The organism is Candidatus Thermoplasmatota archaeon (genome assembly GCA_022848865.1).
Lineage (GTDB): Archaea > Thermoplasmatota > Thermoplasmata > RBG-16-68-12 > JAGMCJ01 > JAGMCJ01.
Map to the genome: position 1 here is coordinate 1 of JAJISE010000015.1, position 15,591 is coordinate 15,591.

A 15,591-nucleotide genomic window follows, 5' to 3' on the forward strand; every position below is an offset into this window, starting at 1 on the left:
ATGGGGATGACGGCGAGAGCGAGGAAGAGGATCCATTCCTCTCGGGCATATGGATAGAGCGGTGTCGCGAAAGCGAGACATCCCAGCAGCAGGAACACGGTCGCGGCCAGGTAGACGACGAAGGCGTACGGCAGGATCGGGATCTTCTTTCTGATACTCCTCCCGCTGAGAAGATACGCCGCCAGGGCGGCCATCCCCATCAGGGCGAGGATGTCCCCGATGAGGCTCTCCGTCGTGAGGGCCGCGTCACTGACGCCGATCAGCACCATCCCGAAGAGGGCGACCGCTATGCCCACCGCCGCGGTGCGTTCGGTCCTCTCGCCCAGCCAACGGTGGGAGATGATGGCGATGGGTATGGGGTGTGTGCTCACGAGTATCACCGAGTTCGCGACGGACGTGTACTTCAGAGAGGATATCCAGAACCCGAAGTGGAAGGCGAGCGCGAGCCCCACGAGGGTCAGTGTGAGCACCTCCTTCCTGGAAAGTCGGATGAGATCCCTTCCCTGGAACACAAGCGTCGGGACCAGGAGTATCAGAGTCGCGAACGCGAGCCTGTAGAAGGCTATCACGAGAGAGGGCGCGTCGCTCCATTTGATGAAGATGGATGCGAAGGACACGGAGACTATCGCGATGGGAATGGCCGTCCGAGGATTCATCTTCGGAGACACGAACCACCATGTGAGCGCTCGCATTTTATTGTTCCTCCGAGGCCCTCTGATCCGTTGGGAGGGGCACTGGGAAAGCTTTTTTCGGTGGAGAACAATCCCCCCGACGATGGCAATCATAGAGGAACTCGCCGATGAGGATGTGGAGGAGGCTGCGGAGGCGACGAGAGACTGCATGCGGGACGCCTGGGAGCGTTGGGAGAAGGACTACTATCCCAGGGAGGCGATGGAGTCCGATCTGGCCCGCCACAGCGCTGAGGAATACAGGAAACACATGGGGCTCCCGGACGCGTTCACCCTCGTCGCCAAAGAGGAGGGGAGGATCGCGGGCGTCTGCAGCGGACACGTGGTCGGCAAGAGCGGCGTGGCGAGCCTCGGCTGGATGGGTGTCACGCCGGAGTCCAGGAAGCAAGGCCTCGGGAACCAGTTGCTCGAAGCGGTCGAGGCGTATGTCATGGACAGAGGCTGCCACAAGATCTCCTTGGTGATCCTTCCCTGCCTGACGGACGCCGTAAGGCTTCTCTTCAGGCGAGGATGGGTCCCGGAGTGCAATCTGACCCGCCATTGGTGGAAGGTGGATGTCATGGTCGTCAGCAAGTGGTTCGACTAGGGGGTGCGTGGCGATGGAGATGAAGGAACTGACAATCGAGGACTACGATGCGATGATCGAGCTCTGGCGGGAATCCGGCATCTCCCACAGGCCCGAGGGAAGGGACAGCAGCGAGGAGATGGAGAGGCAGATGGGGCTCTTACCGGAGCTCTTCCTGGGAGCGTTCGAGGGTCCGGTCCTCGTGGGCGTCGTCATCGGGACCGATGACACCCGCAAGGGTTGGGTGAACAGGCTCGCGGTCCATCCAGACCATGGGAGAAAAGGCATAGGCACCGCACTGCTCCGCGAGATGGAGGAGCGCCTGCGGCTTCGGGGAAACAGAATCATAGGCGTCCTCATAGAGACGCCGAACGAGGCGTCGGAGAGGTTCTTCGAGAAGATGGGATACGAACCCTACGGCTCGATAGCGTACCTCAGCAAGAGGGACAGCGATGAGGTCTGATACGCCCGAATCTCAGAAAGAAATATGAACGATGTGAGTTTTCCTGTTGCGGGATCGAACATGGAATCGCAAGACGAAGAGATAAAGGGCGTCCTGCTGACGATGAGGAAGGAGAACCGGGACTACGACGTCGTTCTCACGGACAAGAGAGTGGTCGTGTTGTACATCGGCGAAACGCTGGACCCCGTGTCGAGCCTGTTCCATGACGTCACGTGGTCAGGAGGCGACCCCCAGGCCGCGAGCCAGTGGAGGACCTTCTATCAGGGGAAGGACCTGGAGGAAATGCTCAAGGGACACCAGTGGAACTACGCTGTCCCCTTTGAGGACATCAAGACCGTCACTCTGACGAGACACCCTCAGGGCGGGGGCGAGATCCTTTTCGATACCGCCAAGGGCTGGGTCCATTTCATCTTCGCATACTCTCCCGAGCTTGACAAGGCGAGGATGCTGATGCCGCAGGTATTCGGTGACAAGGTCGTCATCAGGGCATAGAGCACGAGCCGTCGAAGGCCGCACGGCTCACTGATTCGTTCACTTTCCTCGATAAGGGCTCAGCAACATTTAAGTCATCGGAATGCCTATAGTATATTAGACTGAGTGCGACTGCACTCTTCCGATAGGGGACGAGGATGTACGAAATATTCGCATCAGGCCTCAGCTGGCATAATACAGTTGCTTCAGAGGAAAGGAGGTCGGTCCCGTGAGGGCGGAGGTTGTCGTTCTCCTCGCTGCGGCGGGCGTTCTCCTCGTCATCGGTGTTTTTGGATATATGATCACGGAAACGGAGATCGTGGCAGGCGATCCCCCGGACGTACATATGATACAGCCCTATCTCCCAGCAGGGATGACATCTCTGGCACTTGGCCTGATAGTCCTGGTTGTGGCTGTCGTCGCCGCGGTCGCCATGAGATCGAGGTAGCGGTCCCTCGTTCTGACCCGATTCTTGAACCCACGGGCAGACGTTTATGTAGTCCTTCTTGAATGAGCATAGAGCCGAGACGATCTGATGTTCAAGAGGGTAATGATCATCGCTGACAACTACAAGCTCATCGATTCCCTGCTCAGGTATACCCCTATTCTCTTCCCCGATGCGGAGTACCACGTCGTGAGCATCGTGGACTACAGCTATGACATTATGTCTGCAACCTCGTTCGTGGACGACTCGCTGGAGCGAAGCGCGGTGAGCGCCCTCTTCCATTGCGTTGACAATCTGAAGGCGATGGGCATACAGGCAAAGAAGGGATTCTACAAGGGCAACTTCGAGGCCATCGTGGAGAACTACGTCAGGCGGGAGAGGATCGACCTGGTCGCCACGGAGACTCCCATGGAAATGGACCAGAAGCGGACCCACGTATGCTGGCACGTGGAGAAGATATTCAGGACGCCCATCAAGAACGTCCTCATCCTCGACAGAATGCCGGAGCTCCGTCGCCCCAAGAGGATCTTCATCGTTGTGGGGGACTCGCCGAAGTCGTGGCTGGCGGCTGAGCGGGGCCTGCTGCTCTGCAAGGAGTTCGGGGCAACGTGCGGGATGAGCTATGCGGGAAAGAAGGTGAGAAGGTCGGTCTACGAGGGTTTCTCCAGGCTCGCGGAAGAGAACGAGGTCGATTTCGAGATCAAGGAGTTCGAATGGAGCATGAAGGAGGAGATACCGAAGTTCCTCGAGGAATTCGACTTCCTTGTGATGAGCCGGGGAGGGTACAGGCTGAGGGACCAGCTCAGGATGGTCGTGAGAACATTGCCCCTGTCGAAAGGCGAGATAAACATACTCTTCTACGCCCCGATCCCCGTGCTACTGGTAGAAGGAGGAAGGGGGTAGACGATGGTCGAGGCTTGGATCCAGGCAATCACTGTCGTCATTTTCGTCGGCACGTTGGTCCTGATGATCATGGAGAAGTTGCACAGGACAACGGTCGCGCTATTGGGTGCCGCTGCGATGATTGTCGCCCACCTCCTCTTTGGCTATTTCCAACCTAGCGATGGTCTGTACACACCCGACCTGGGCTTCATTGCGATAGACTTCAACACTCTCGGTCTCCTGTTCGGGATGATGGTCATTGTCGGCGTGATCGCTGAGACAGGGTTCTTCGAATTCGTGGCCATCAGAATGACGAAGACAGTCTCGGGCAACTATTGGGGGCTCATGCTGATGCTCGGAATCGTCAGCGCCGTCGCTTCGGCGTTTCTCGACAACGTGAGCACCGTTCTTCTGCTGATACCCATCACGATAGCGATTGCGAAGAGGCTCGAGTTGAACCCTATCCCCATTATTATGGTTGAGATACTTGCATCCAACGTTGGAGGGGCGGCTACACTCGTCGGAGACCCGCCGAACATCATGATCGGCAGTGCCGCGGACATATCGTTCATGAGCTTCATCATTCATGTCACGCCAATCGTGATAATCACCATGCTTGTGGCCATCCCCCTATTCAAGCGGATGTTCAGGGAGGAGATCAAGCAAACCCCGAGCAATCTCGAAGAGATTCTCAAGGTGAATGAATGGGATGAGATTAAGAACATGAAACTTCTCAAGAAGTCTCTCATCGTGATGGGAATCGTCATCATATTCTTCGGGATTCACCACATACTCCACGTACCGGCCTCTGTCATTGCGATTCTAGGTGCTGTAGCATTGCTCGTCTGGGGAAGGATACATCCCGAGGATGCGCTGAGGCACGTCCACTGGTCTACGCTTATCTTCTTCGCAGCCCTTTTCGTTTTCGTAGGAGGATTGGTTCAAGTCGGGGTGATGGATATTGTTGGAGATGCTCTTGTCGGCCTTACAGGAGGCAATCTACTTGTGGCATTGGTGTTCATCATATGGTTCTCCGCGATGACTTCTGCCACCCTGAGCAACATCCCCGCGACCGCCACGATGATTCCGATCATCTTCGCTATGGAGCCATATTTCAACCTGGATGGATTCTTCATCAATCCAATGTGGTGGGCGCTGTCGATTGGTGCGTGTTTCGGGGGAAATGGTCTGTTGGTTGGCTCACCGGCAAATCTTATTGCCGTGGGGATTTCCGAGAAGTTCGGGTTTCAGATAACCTTTCGATACTTCATGCGCAAGGCCTTCCCGTTCATGATTCTCACGTTGATTGTGGGAACCGGACTGTTGCTACTGACCGTGGCAATCCAGCTTTCCCTGATGTAGCCCAGGACTACGATGAACCGTCCACCTCCCATTCCGTGACCGGGGCCGTTCTCGCTCAATCGGAGCATGTGAGGTGGATCTAGAGCTCGGAACCGCCGTTCGGAGGCGAAAAAGGGAAAAGCACATTCGCATATTCATTCCCGTGAAGGATTTCCAGGAGAAGCTCGAAGTCACGAAGTTGACGCTCAGATGGGCGATCAGCGAGTTCGAGAGAGTGGCCCTTGCCTGCAGCTTCGGGAAGGACAGCGTCACCGTTCTCAGTCTGGCCCGCGAGATCGACCCACAGATCAAGGTCTTCATGATCAGAACCGGATACGGCTTCGAAGAGACGGAGAAGTTCAAGAACAGGCTGAAGGAAGAGTGGGACCTCAACCTGGAAGAGATATCCCCGTCCGTGAGCAAGGACGAGCTGGAGGCAGAGCACGGCGAGGACCTCTATTCGCGCGACCCGAAGCTGTGTTGCGAGGTCCTGAAAGTGGAACCCACGATAAGATACCTGAATAACCTGGACGCGTGGATAACAGGTCTCAGAAGTGATGAGACGGAATTCAGAACAAACCTCAGGAGGGTCGAGGAATACGAAGGGATGCCTACGAAGGTCAATCCGATCGTTGACTGGACAAACGATGAGGTGTGGCGATTCATCAAGGACAATGGGATTCCCTACAACCCGCTGTACGATGAGGGTTACGCGAGCCTGGGATGCAAGCCGTGCACTCTTGCCGGAACGTGGGGGCGGTACGAGAGGGCAGGCAGGTGGCACGGGAAGGAGAAGAAGGAGTGTGGGATGCACCTCATGGACTCCTCCGACAGTGAATGACGTGGACTGGGATCCATTCTGGAATTGCCTGGATAGGTTTTCCTATTCCGGATGTCTCATTGCCACCGATTATCGGGAGCGCACTTCGGGCGAAGCCCAGGCTATATGGTTGTGACTGATACAGTTCCCGGAAGGTTGGCCTATTCCTCTGGTGACTCAGGAGCCTCAGGTTCGAACTCTTCCCCGGCTGGGCCGCTTCCTCTCCTGGCCATAACGGCGGCCAGCAGTGCGACGATCGTTAGGACGACAAGCGCGACTATGACTATCCAGGACCACATTGGCATCTCGCCTTCAATGGCTGCAGGCGATGCGGATGCTGAGGTCATTCCAGTCGGAATCTCATTCCCGTCGAAGTCAACGGCTGTGACCACGAAGTAGTGCTTGCCGTCGAGTCCTGCCACCTCGTATGTGGTCGTCGTCTTGTCAAAGACGGTGCCAACAGGTGCCAGGCCACTCACATTGGTGATGTCGTCAGTGCTTGCGTAGATGTTGTAGTAGGCGAAATCCGCCGCAGTGCTTGCAGTCCAGCTCAGTTCCACTCTGTCGTCCTTCGCTGTCGCCGTCAATCCGGTCACAACGTTGGGAGCGTTCAGGACCTCGATGACCTGCAGCGAGAACTCGTCAGCGGCCTCAAGCAGCTCTAGCGCGTAGTAGTAGTTGTGCACACCGTGGCTCTTATCCTCTTCCACGAGGTGCAGATTGAACGAAGCGTTGTCAAGCAGATTCTGAGCTATGGTCAGCGTGTGATCGCTCGCGGTTCCTGCAGTCAACACAGCTTCGAGTGCCGTTTCCGCATCTGCAACACTATCCTCAACATCGCTGATCAGTGAGGTCACGTCTGCCTGCCATGCGTCTATCTCAGCCTGTGCGGTCGCGTTGTCTATGAGCTCAGGCGGGATTCCTCCTGTCTGATGGCAATCCCAGCAGGCCTGCGGGGTGGGCTCGAAGTAGTGTCCCTGGAGTGCAGGAGTCACGCCGCGTGGCGTGTTGTACATGTGACAACTCGTGCATTCCACTGTGCCCATGAAGGGAGCTCCCATTTCGGAGCCTGTAATCCCCTCCCTCATCTCACTCTGTGAATGATGTGGTGAGCTGGGTGATGTCGCCCCTCCTGAGGTATGGCAAGTTGTACATACGTCCTCGGGGGATTGCCTCAGCTGATAATCGTTAGCTGTTGCGCTGTGTGTATCGTGACAATCGGCACAAGTTATGCCTCGCCACTCATCTTTTGGTATGTCGACCGCGGTCCCGTAGGTCGCAGCCGGATCCCACTGAGATGGGGACTTGCACTCCGCACAGTATGTGTTCAAACCACCTGGATCGGTCTGTGCTCTGTTGTCCCACGGTGCATGAGCGGAGGCGTTCCATCCCATCACTGTGTCATCACCGAACTGACCGTCTCCGCCGTGGCATCCTGCCTCGTCGGTACCAGCGCATGATCCGGCGTACGGGTCCCGGTCAGTATTGATCGTGCTTGCGGCGTTAGTGGGAATGTCGGGACCTGGATGGTCACCGCCCGGTCCATGACAGACCTCGCACTGGATTCCCAGCAACGGCAGGTTGTATGAATCGTTCCATGGTAGGCCTGGATCGTAGCCACCGATGGACGTTTCATTGTAGCCGACAACGTGACAGGGCAAACAAGACCCCCCTGCGTACGTGAATTTGTTTGTGGGGGTGCCCTGATAGCTCCAGTTGTTAGCGAAATCCGTGCCGTGCAACGTCGTATGCCAGTCTTCGACCTGGGTGTCATGACAACCTTCGCAGTACGCAACTCCCTTGTAGTTGGCGGGGTTTCTGGTGCCCTGGTCAGACGTGTCTACGGTCTCTCTGCTACTGTCGATCTGTGAGAACACTAGCAGAAGACCTACTGTTATTGCGATTCCGGCTATCAGAAACAGTATCTTTCTGTTCATGAGGATCCTTCTCGCGGCGAGTTGGTTTCAATTGAAACCATTGCCACGGGAACGGAGTCAGCATATTTAAGAATATCGACATGAATAGTTGGGTTTCGTCAAGCGCGGACGTTCGCTCTAATAACTGGCTGAATTGACCCCTCACCCACTTTCACCGATAATCGCAACTTCAAGTCGAGATAACATCCATAACACTGTGATTTTTGCCTATACATGACAACACAATGGGCTTTCTAGGCAGGTTTCCTCTTCTACATCTAAGACGAACATAAACGCTACCGAATGGAGAGAGAAGCCATGACGAGAAGAGAGATTGCGGTTGCGATAGGTTTGTTTGCAGCCCTTGTGACCCTGATGGCTCTGATCCACATTGAGACGTCAGCATCTGCTGATGGAGTCAGAAGCACGCGCGGCGAAGCGGACAACTCATATATGGACACGGCGACGTACATCGGTTTGGACCAGTGCGCCCTTTGCCACAACAGTTCCGCCTACGCCTTCAAATACGACACCTGGCAGGGCTCTCTGCACAGTAAGTCGCTGCAGGACCCTAGCACCGAGACAATCATCCCAACGATTTGGACTGGAGCCCTGAACCTGACCGAGGACGGCGTCTGGGGCAATATCACGCTGCACGAGGTCCGATACTTACCACGTTGACCTGGGAAGCGGCCATAACTACACGGTCTGGAAGGTCATGGGGGTCGAATGGAGGCAGCGCTACGTTACGGAAATCGGCAACAGCAGGTATACCCTCCCGCTCCAATGGAACGTTGTGACGGCGGAATGGGTGCCTTACGACTTGGGCAACTGGTTCGATACGCCCGGCATTCCGAAGACGCCTGCCTATGAACATTCGTGGGACAGGCAGTGCGCAGGCTGCCATACGACCGGTACGACGATTGCGTACGTCGGTGCGGAGTGGGTGGCGAATTACTCGGAGACGGCTGTTGGATGCGTGGCGTGCCACGGACCTAGTGGCGATCACTCCGAGGATCCCGATTTCATATGGAGGTCAGCCGACTCCCGAATCTGCGGACAATGTCACGGCAGAGGTGCCAGCATGGCCACCGAGGGTGGCATGTCGATCGTATGGCCTTGGGGTGCTGACGGCAAGTACCACCCGGGAGACGACATCACAGACTACCTCGACAGGGTTGACCCTATCAACGATCCTGACGCATTCTGGCCAAACAACATGTCCAGAATACACCTTCAACAGTACATCGATTGAGCGGGTTCGGCCCATGCGAACGCCCTGACAACTATAACGACGCTGCCGTTCGGAGAGGACGCGTGCCTGGAGTGTCACTCCGCGGACTACTGGCTCGCCGAGAAGCATGGAGGCCCCCTGCCGACAAAGGAAACTGCCCTGTGGAGTATCGAATGCGCGAGATGCCACAACCCTCATGGGAATCCAGCAAACGACAAGATGCTCTGGAAGTCTGAAGACGAGACCTGCGAGCAGTGCCACAATTCAGAGAATGCGGGTCCGGGCGACACGCCGCATCATCCGAACACTGAACTAATCGAGGGCAATATCAACGTCACGGGGCTGGACGGCAGCCCTTGGATGAACGGAGACGTCGGGTGCACTGACTGCCACATGGTTCTGGTTGCCACAAGCGCAGTTCTGGGCGATATACCGACCCATACCTTCGGCTTCGCTAATCCACAGGAGACCATCGACCACGGCATGCCCAACGGGTGCACGTCTTACTGTCATGACGGAGTGAGCGGTTCCCCGAAGACGGAACAGAAAGCAGTGAACCTAATCGACGAATGGATGGCGAACTACACCGCCAGAGAGGCGGATGTCGATACCGTGATAGAGCAGGCCAGGAACGCGCTGATTGCTGCGGAGGGTCTGGGCTTCAATGAGGAAGAAATAGCCGGGGCACAAGCCGCGTTTGACGATGCCAACTTCTCGTACGAGTACGTTCTGTCAGACCGTTCCGGGGGAGTGCACAACAATCCTTTCCAGATGGCCATCCTCGACTACGCTGAGGCGACCGCTCAAAGCGTGATTGACGACCTGACGCCAGTCACGACCGATGGAGAAGAAGCCCCGCTGGACATGATGTGGATCTACCTTGCCCTAGCGGTGATAATCATCGTTGTGGCCATCATCGCGGTAGTGGCAGCCTCGAGGCGAAGAGGAGCACCTCCTGAAGAGCCTTACGAGGAAGAGGAGCCGCCAACAATCGAGTAACCAGCAATCATGCCTCTCGGACTTCGATGAAGGATAGTGCAAACTATCCTCTCTTCTTCTTTTTTTCACTGTGACACAGCTGTGGCCCTGTCGACGCGCATATTGGGTAAGAGTTACGAGACTAGGGAATTATGGAAGGCGATTGTGTGTCATCATCGGGAACCTGCGATTTCATGGAATAGCCCGATTACCACAACAAGAGATTTATAATACCATGAGAATACACAACCGAAGGGATGGGAAGATGCCTTCGGAGGAGATTGAATGAGATCTATGGAATTATTCCGTAAGCATAGTGGGCCATTTGCGTGCGTACTGGTCCTTTTCGCCGCGCTTCTCTGCACCGTGATGTTGGGCACCACGATAGTGATTGCTCAAGACACCGAAGCTCCCGAAATCGACCACACACCGGTGACCGAAGGATGGGTAGGCGTGGAGATACTGATCTCCGCCACCGTGACTGACAACGTGGAACTGGACGAAGTCTGGCTGAACTACACAAATGTGACTGGCATTGGATTCAATGAGACAATGACCCCCGATGGGGACATATACAATTACACCATACCAGCGCAGTCTCCTGCGGGCACCGTAGACTACTTCATCTGGGTAAACGACACAGAGGATAACCAGAACCTAACAGCCACGAGCACGATCACCGTCTCGGTGGACGATGTGCCTCCCGAAATCGACCACACACCGGTGACCGAAGGATGGGTAGGCGTGGAGATACTGATCTCCGCCACCGTGACTGACAACGTGGAACTGGACGAAGTCTGGCTGAACTACACAAATGTGACTGGCATTGGATTCAATGTCTCAATGACCGAGGATGGAGACGCATATACCTACAGCATGCCAGCGCAGACCTCCACGGGAACTGCAGACTACTTCATCTGGGTAAACGACACAGAGGATAACCAGAACCTAACAGCCACAAGCACAATCACCGTCTCGGTGGACTCCGATGCTCCCGAAATAGATCATACGCCGGTGACTACCGCCAATGCTGGCGTGACATTCAACATCTCCGCCACCGTAACTGACAACGCTGCCGTCGATGAGGTTCACTTTGACTACACGGACGTTGGTGGCGCTCATCACAACGAGACAATGATACTGGTGACGGGAGACACATACAACTACACGATACCAGCGCAGTCTTCTGCAGGTACATTGGAATACTTCATCTGGGCAAACGACACGAGCGATAACCAGAATCTGACTGGGAGCTATACTATTGATATTCAAGCCGCGGACACTACTGACCCGACGATAACTCACACGCCCGTGGAGAGTGCCACAGCCGACAAAGAGGTGTCGATCGAAGCCACGATCACGGACAATGTTGGCGTAGAGAGTGCAACCCTCTACTACAGGAAGCAGGGTGATGCAACCTACACGAGCGCCACTATGAGTGTGTCCGGTGACACCTATACAGCTACGATACCGGCCTCGGCGGTGACAACCGACGGAGTGGAATACTACATCTCTGCTACGGACGGCGTGAACGTGGCCACTTCGCCAGCAACAAATCCAACAACGTCGCCTCACGAGATTGAAGTCACGGAAGAAGCCCCGCTGGACATGATGTGGATCTACCTTGCCCTAGCGGTGATAATCATCGTTGTGATCATCATCGCGGTAGTGGCAGCCTCGAGGCGAAGAGGAGCACCTCCTGAAGAGCCTTACGAGGAAGAGGAGCCGCCAACAATCGAGTAACCAGCAACAATGCCTCTCGGAATAAGGGATAGTTTGGGCTATCCCGTCTTTTCCTTTTTTTCACTCTGACACAGCCGTGGCCCTGTCGACGCGCAACTTGGGTAAGAGTTATATCGTATCTGGGCAATTTACTCTCGATATCATGAGAACCACGACCGCGATAGTCATCGGTGCCATTCTCCTGGCCTCCGCGGTGCTCATATTCGTCCCGCCAAGCACAGCGGACAGTTGGGCCCCAGAGATCACGAACGTAATTCGGAGCCAGAAGTACCCGATGGAGGGGGAGGTCGTGGCATTCAACGCGACCGTGATCGACTCCGACGTCATCTGGTTGGTCGAACTGTATATATGCTTCGAGGGTACCTGCAATCCTGAGACCATGAGCGATCCGGACGGGGACTCTGTCTATGGAACCGAATACACGATGCCATCTGGTTGCGACTACGGTGACTATCAGATATCGGCATCAGACGAGTTCTTCCATAACAACGCGAGCGCCCTGGAGTACTTCCCAATCGTCCACTGGATCAATCTGACCGCCAACGCCACTACGAGCTATCCCGTGATCGACGATCCATTCTGGGTGAACGGAACTGCAGTGTACGACGGCAACGACAGCGCACCGGCCGAGCAATCACCTGTGAAACTCGAGATCCTTGAAACAGCGGAGGAGTGGACAACATACGTGGACAGCAACGGGAACTACTCGTTCGCCCTCGCCGCGCCGAGCGTTCATGGCTCGTACAACCTGAACATCACAGTGACGAATCGCACCATGGCAGCGAACGTCACCCTTCCGTTGGATGTCGCGGACATCGACACCGATGGGGACGGCACTCCGAACTACCTTGACGAAGATGATGATGACGACGGTCTGACGGACCTAGAGGAGGCGGCCCTGGGAACGAGTCCGATAGATCCGGACACGGATGATGACGACTACAATGACAACGATGATGCGTTCCCGCTGAACAACACCGAGTGGAACGACAACGACGAGGACGGGATAGGAGACAACTCTGATGACGATGACGACAACGACGGTCTGACGGACGCGGAGGAGGCCGATAAGGGCACTGACCCGACGCTGGCGGACACGGATGGAGACGGTGTCGACGACAAGGAAGATTATGACCCGCTCGACCCCAGCGTTTGGGATTCGCCTGCGGAATCCTTGGACCCAATGATATGGGTCGTTCTGGCCATAGTCATCATAATAGTCGTCGTGATAGTCGCTGTGACGCTATCGAGCCGTAGAGCTCCTCCAGAATGATCGCTCACACCGTGCGGTCAGAGGACTATCCAGGTGTCCACTGATGTCGAGTGCATCCAGTAGCCGTATCCAGTGACCATCAAGTCTGAGCCTGCAGGTGATATGTCCCGCAGGAGATGTGGCGTGGCGGCAGGGTCAAAGGCCTCGGCCTCCGACACATCTGTCACAGACATCACGTTCTGTATGGTGTAAACGGTGCTGAAGGACGGGAATCCGATAAGGTTCCATCCTTTCTTCAGATCGATATTGGTGGATGTCGGAACCAGACCGGCAACCACGAAGTCGTCCGGTACTGGCGTGTACAGCCAGAATCCCATGGTCCGATCGATGGTCCCCAGGTCATTGATGTTCTGTCCTGCGTCGTGGCTCTTCCAATGGTCGGCCTGATCGGCCGCATCGTAGTAGACAGCTCTTCCCGAGGCGACCGTCTGCAGGACCGTTCCCGCAGAAGTGTCCATCGGGGCAAGTGGGAAGGAGACAAGATTCCATCCGGCCGAAAGGGGCCTGACGAACTTGCCAGCGACTTCTGAGGACTGTGTAACTTCCTCGCCATCATCTGCCCAGACATGGAAGAAGTACGTGTTCGGGTCACCGTCGCCACATCCCATGCATGCCCAGGAATATGTCGCCGCTCCGGTTGCCGGCTCGCTGCCGACATAGCTCTGAGGGCCACCCAGAGTTGGTGATGTGTAGATGTCGTACTCCACGACATCGTTGAAGCCTCCGCCATCATCGGCGGAACCAACCCACTCCAGTGTCACGTCCGAAGAACCGCCACTGAGGTACGCTCCCGTGAGCAGAGGTGGCTCTGGCGGGAAATTGGGTGTTCCGATTCTGAAGAGTCCAGTCTCGTCACAGGACTGCTGGCCGTTCGAGTCTCGGGCACACACCCTGACCTTGCAGTCGCTTGACGAGACCGCAGGAACAGACCAGTAGTGGGCTTCATCGTTAACATTTCCTGAAGCGACAGGGTTCCACGTGAATCCGGAATCGGTGCTGTATTCGATATCGACTCCGTCCACTGCGATCTCGACGTCGTGAGCGGACCACTCAATCGTGTACTCGGTCTCACGGATGACGAGGCTCCCAGCGGTAGGCCGTGTGACCTGTACTAATGGCGGCGCAACTCCATCCAGCCAGTAGACGGTGTTCTCCATCACGGCTTCGGCGTTCGCGTCTGAGGGATATGTGTCGGTCCCTTCGAAGTAGTCAAATGAGATGTAAACCACCCTCGAGTCCGCATCGTGTGTCGCTCGCAGGCCGGCAGTGTTAGTGGTTCCAGTATAGACCAGGATCTGATCGGCACCCATGCCTGGAGAGATGCGACTAGGAGAAGAGTCGAATACGTCGAGAGCGGCTAACCCGTTGGTTATCGGATCGGCCAGAATCCCGTCCGCAGTGGTCTGAGGAACACTGTCCGAGACGAAACTCGCATGAAGATTGGTCAGCATCCAACTGCTCCAGCCTCCGCCTTGGGCATCCTGACCGATGTCCTCACCGGTGATGAACAGGCTTCCTCCTGCTCCGAGGTACAGCTCCAGATTGGTCCTGTCAGTCAGGGAGAGAGTGGTCGTTGCCTCACCTGTGTACCACACTAGGGCGCCGTACTTCACCATGTCACCCATGCTCGGCATTGTCCTGAGGTTCTGATTGCCGTTGTCGCCGATTTCGAGTGTATCCCATAGGTCGTATGGGATTCCCTTCTTCGCCATTACATCCTCGAATCTCTCGAACCCCTCGTCCATCGTGTCCGTATTGTCTCCATTGACCAGCAAGACAGTGGGCTCGACGAAGTCGAGTGTCTCAGCCTGGAGCACAGGCCCGTTGAAGAAGTCCTTATCATAAGCGACATGATACCACATGTTCCTGTTGTCGGTCTGAACGAATACAGCCACTCCGAGGTTCCTCTTATCGGCTGTCACGTGGCTATCGGGTTCTGTGCCGTTCCAGGGACCGACCTGGAAGGTCTTGTAGTAATCAACCGAGTCCCCCATGTTGAAACCCGGAGGGAGGGACTCCTCGTTCAGGACTTTTCGCACTATCCTGTCGTACACCCTCTTGTGTCCTGCCGCGTTCTCAACCGTATTGCCATCCCTGTGGTAGTTGTGGTTCTGATAGACCATGAACCTGACCTTGAGGTTGGATTCGGTAATCGGATCGGTCGCCGTAATCCGAGCTTTCACGTAGCCCGTGTTTCCCGTGATGTTCCCTGACAGTTCTATGGTGAGGTTGCTCATCTCGGAGGGCATCAGCTCATCCTCAATCAATCCTCTGTCGTTGTTGTAGTTACCGTACCTGGAGCCCGCGCCGCCGATATCCCAAAGCTCGGCTCCGTTCGGTGAGGGATCAGTGCTGTCACCCGTGTATGGACCTCCGCCATCGATTATCACGGTCGGGAAGTAGTAGCCGCCACCGGCATAGAAACCCGGACGAGTTGCAGTGTCCGTCACGAAGAACTCGTCGGAGCCTGATGTGTGGTAGACCAGAACGACAAGGTTCTCGTGTCCGAACTCGCGTTCCAGCCTCTTGATCGTGTGTCCCTGGGAAACGCAGGGAGGACACCAGTCTGCCGTGAACTTCTCCAGCAGAACCTTCCTGGGCGTCGATCCGCCTCTGCTTCCTATCGCCGTTTCGGTAGTCTCCTCCGAACCAGACGATTCTGAGACATAGCTGAACCCGGCGAATGCCGAGCTGACAAATACCGCGGTCAGAATCATTGCCCACATATACGTGAATCGTGTCTTCATTTCTGCCTCCTCCTAGATGGCTGA

15 protein-coding genes are annotated in these 15,591 nt (G+C 55.8%); 12 read left to right on the forward strand and 3 right to left on the reverse strand.

Going from position 1 to position 15,591, the window contains the following annotated elements:
- The coding region (locus LN415_04220) for a DMT family transporter (GenBank protein ID MCJ2556296.1) at nucleotides 1-692 on the reverse strand (692 nt) is incomplete at its 3' end.
- Between the two features lie 82 nt (nucleotides 693-774).
- Between LN415_04220 and LN415_04225 the strand changes: the two genes are divergently transcribed.
- From LN415_04225 to LN415_04255, 7 genes are all read left to right on the forward strand, one after another.
- On the forward strand, nucleotides 775-1,275 hold the full coding sequence (locus LN415_04225; GenBank protein MCJ2556297.1) for a GNAT family N-acetyltransferase: 501 nt from the start codon (nucleotides 775-777) through the stop codon (nucleotides 1,273-1,275).
- 13 nt (nucleotides 1,276-1,288) lie between these two features.
- Nucleotides 1,289-1,717: a GNAT family N-acetyltransferase gene (locus LN415_04230; protein MCJ2556298.1), complete on the forward strand. Its 429-nt coding sequence runs from the start codon at nucleotides 1,289-1,291 to the stop codon at nucleotides 1,715-1,717.
- Between the two features lie 60 nt (nucleotides 1,718-1,777).
- Nucleotides 1,778-2,209 (forward strand): hypothetical protein, encoded by a 432-nt coding sequence (locus LN415_04235; protein ID MCJ2556299.1) that lies wholly within the window; start codon nucleotides 1,778-1,780, stop codon nucleotides 2,207-2,209.
- A 208-nt stretch (nucleotides 2,210-2,417) separates the two neighbouring features.
- The gene (locus LN415_04240; protein ID MCJ2556300.1) at nucleotides 2,418-2,636 is read left to right on the forward strand and encodes a hypothetical protein; all 219 of its coding nucleotides are present in this window, start codon (nucleotides 2,418-2,420) and stop codon (nucleotides 2,634-2,636) included.
- 87 nt (nucleotides 2,637-2,723) lie between these two features.
- Nucleotides 2,724-3,536: a hypothetical protein gene (locus tag LN415_04245; protein MCJ2556301.1), complete on the forward strand. Its 813-nt coding sequence runs from the start codon at nucleotides 2,724-2,726 to the stop codon at nucleotides 3,534-3,536.
- 3 nt (nucleotides 3,537-3,539) lie between these two features.
- Entirely contained in the window at nucleotides 3,540-4,877 is a 1,338-nt protein-coding gene (locus LN415_04250; GenBank protein ID MCJ2556302.1) for an ArsB/NhaD family transporter, read from the forward strand.
- A gap of 73 nt (nucleotides 4,878-4,950) precedes the next feature.
- On the forward strand, nucleotides 4,951-5,697 hold the full coding sequence (locus LN415_04255; GenBank protein ID MCJ2556303.1) for a phosphoadenylyl-sulfate reductase: 747 nt from the start codon (nucleotides 4,951-4,953) through the stop codon (nucleotides 5,695-5,697).
- A 140-nt stretch (nucleotides 5,698-5,837) separates the two neighbouring features.
- Here the strand turns inward: LN415_04255 and LN415_04260 are convergent, their stop codons facing one another.
- Nucleotides 5,838-7,613 (reverse strand): ammonia-forming cytochrome c nitrite reductase subunit c552, encoded by a 1,776-nt coding sequence (locus tag LN415_04260; protein MCJ2556304.1) that lies wholly within the window; start codon nucleotides 7,611-7,613, stop codon nucleotides 5,838-5,840.
- Nucleotides 7,614-7,910: 297 nt separating this feature from the next.
- Here LN415_04260 and LN415_04265 point away from each other — a divergent pair, with 297 nt between their 5' ends.
- The 5 genes from LN415_04265 to LN415_04285 all read left to right on the forward strand — a co-directional run bounded on the left by LN415_04265 (nucleotide 7,911) and on the right by LN415_04285 (nucleotide 12,820).
- A complete protein-coding gene (locus LN415_04265; protein ID MCJ2556305.1) occupies nucleotides 7,911-8,273 on the forward strand; it encodes a hypothetical protein in 363 nt (120 codons plus the stop codon).
- Nucleotides 8,274-8,310: 37 nt separating this feature from the next.
- Complete coding sequence (locus LN415_04270) at nucleotides 8,311-8,847, forward strand: hypothetical protein (protein MCJ2556306.1); 537 nt, start codon at nucleotides 8,311-8,313, stop codon at nucleotides 8,845-8,847.
- Nucleotides 8,848-8,889: 42 nt separating this feature from the next.
- Nucleotides 8,890-9,825, forward strand: a complete 936-nt coding sequence (locus tag LN415_04275) for an ammonia-forming cytochrome c nitrite reductase subunit c552 (protein ID MCJ2556307.1) — start codon at nucleotides 8,890-8,892, stop codon at nucleotides 9,823-9,825.
- A gap of 264 nt (nucleotides 9,826-10,089) precedes the next feature.
- Nucleotides 10,090-11,547: a hypothetical protein gene (locus LN415_04280; protein ID MCJ2556308.1), complete on the forward strand. Its 1,458-nt coding sequence runs from the start codon at nucleotides 10,090-10,092 to the stop codon at nucleotides 11,545-11,547.
- A gap of 142 nt (nucleotides 11,548-11,689) precedes the next feature.
- A complete protein-coding gene (locus LN415_04285; GenBank protein MCJ2556309.1) occupies nucleotides 11,690-12,820 on the forward strand; it encodes a hypothetical protein in 1,131 nt (376 codons plus the stop codon).
- Between the two features lie 17 nt (nucleotides 12,821-12,837).
- Here LN415_04285 and LN415_04290 read toward each other — a convergent pair whose 3' ends face one another.
- Nucleotides 12,838-15,567, reverse strand: a complete 2,730-nt coding sequence (locus LN415_04290; GenBank protein MCJ2556310.1) for a hypothetical protein — start codon at nucleotides 15,565-15,567, stop codon at nucleotides 12,838-12,840.
- Between the last annotated feature and the right edge of the window lie 24 nt (nucleotides 15,568-15,591).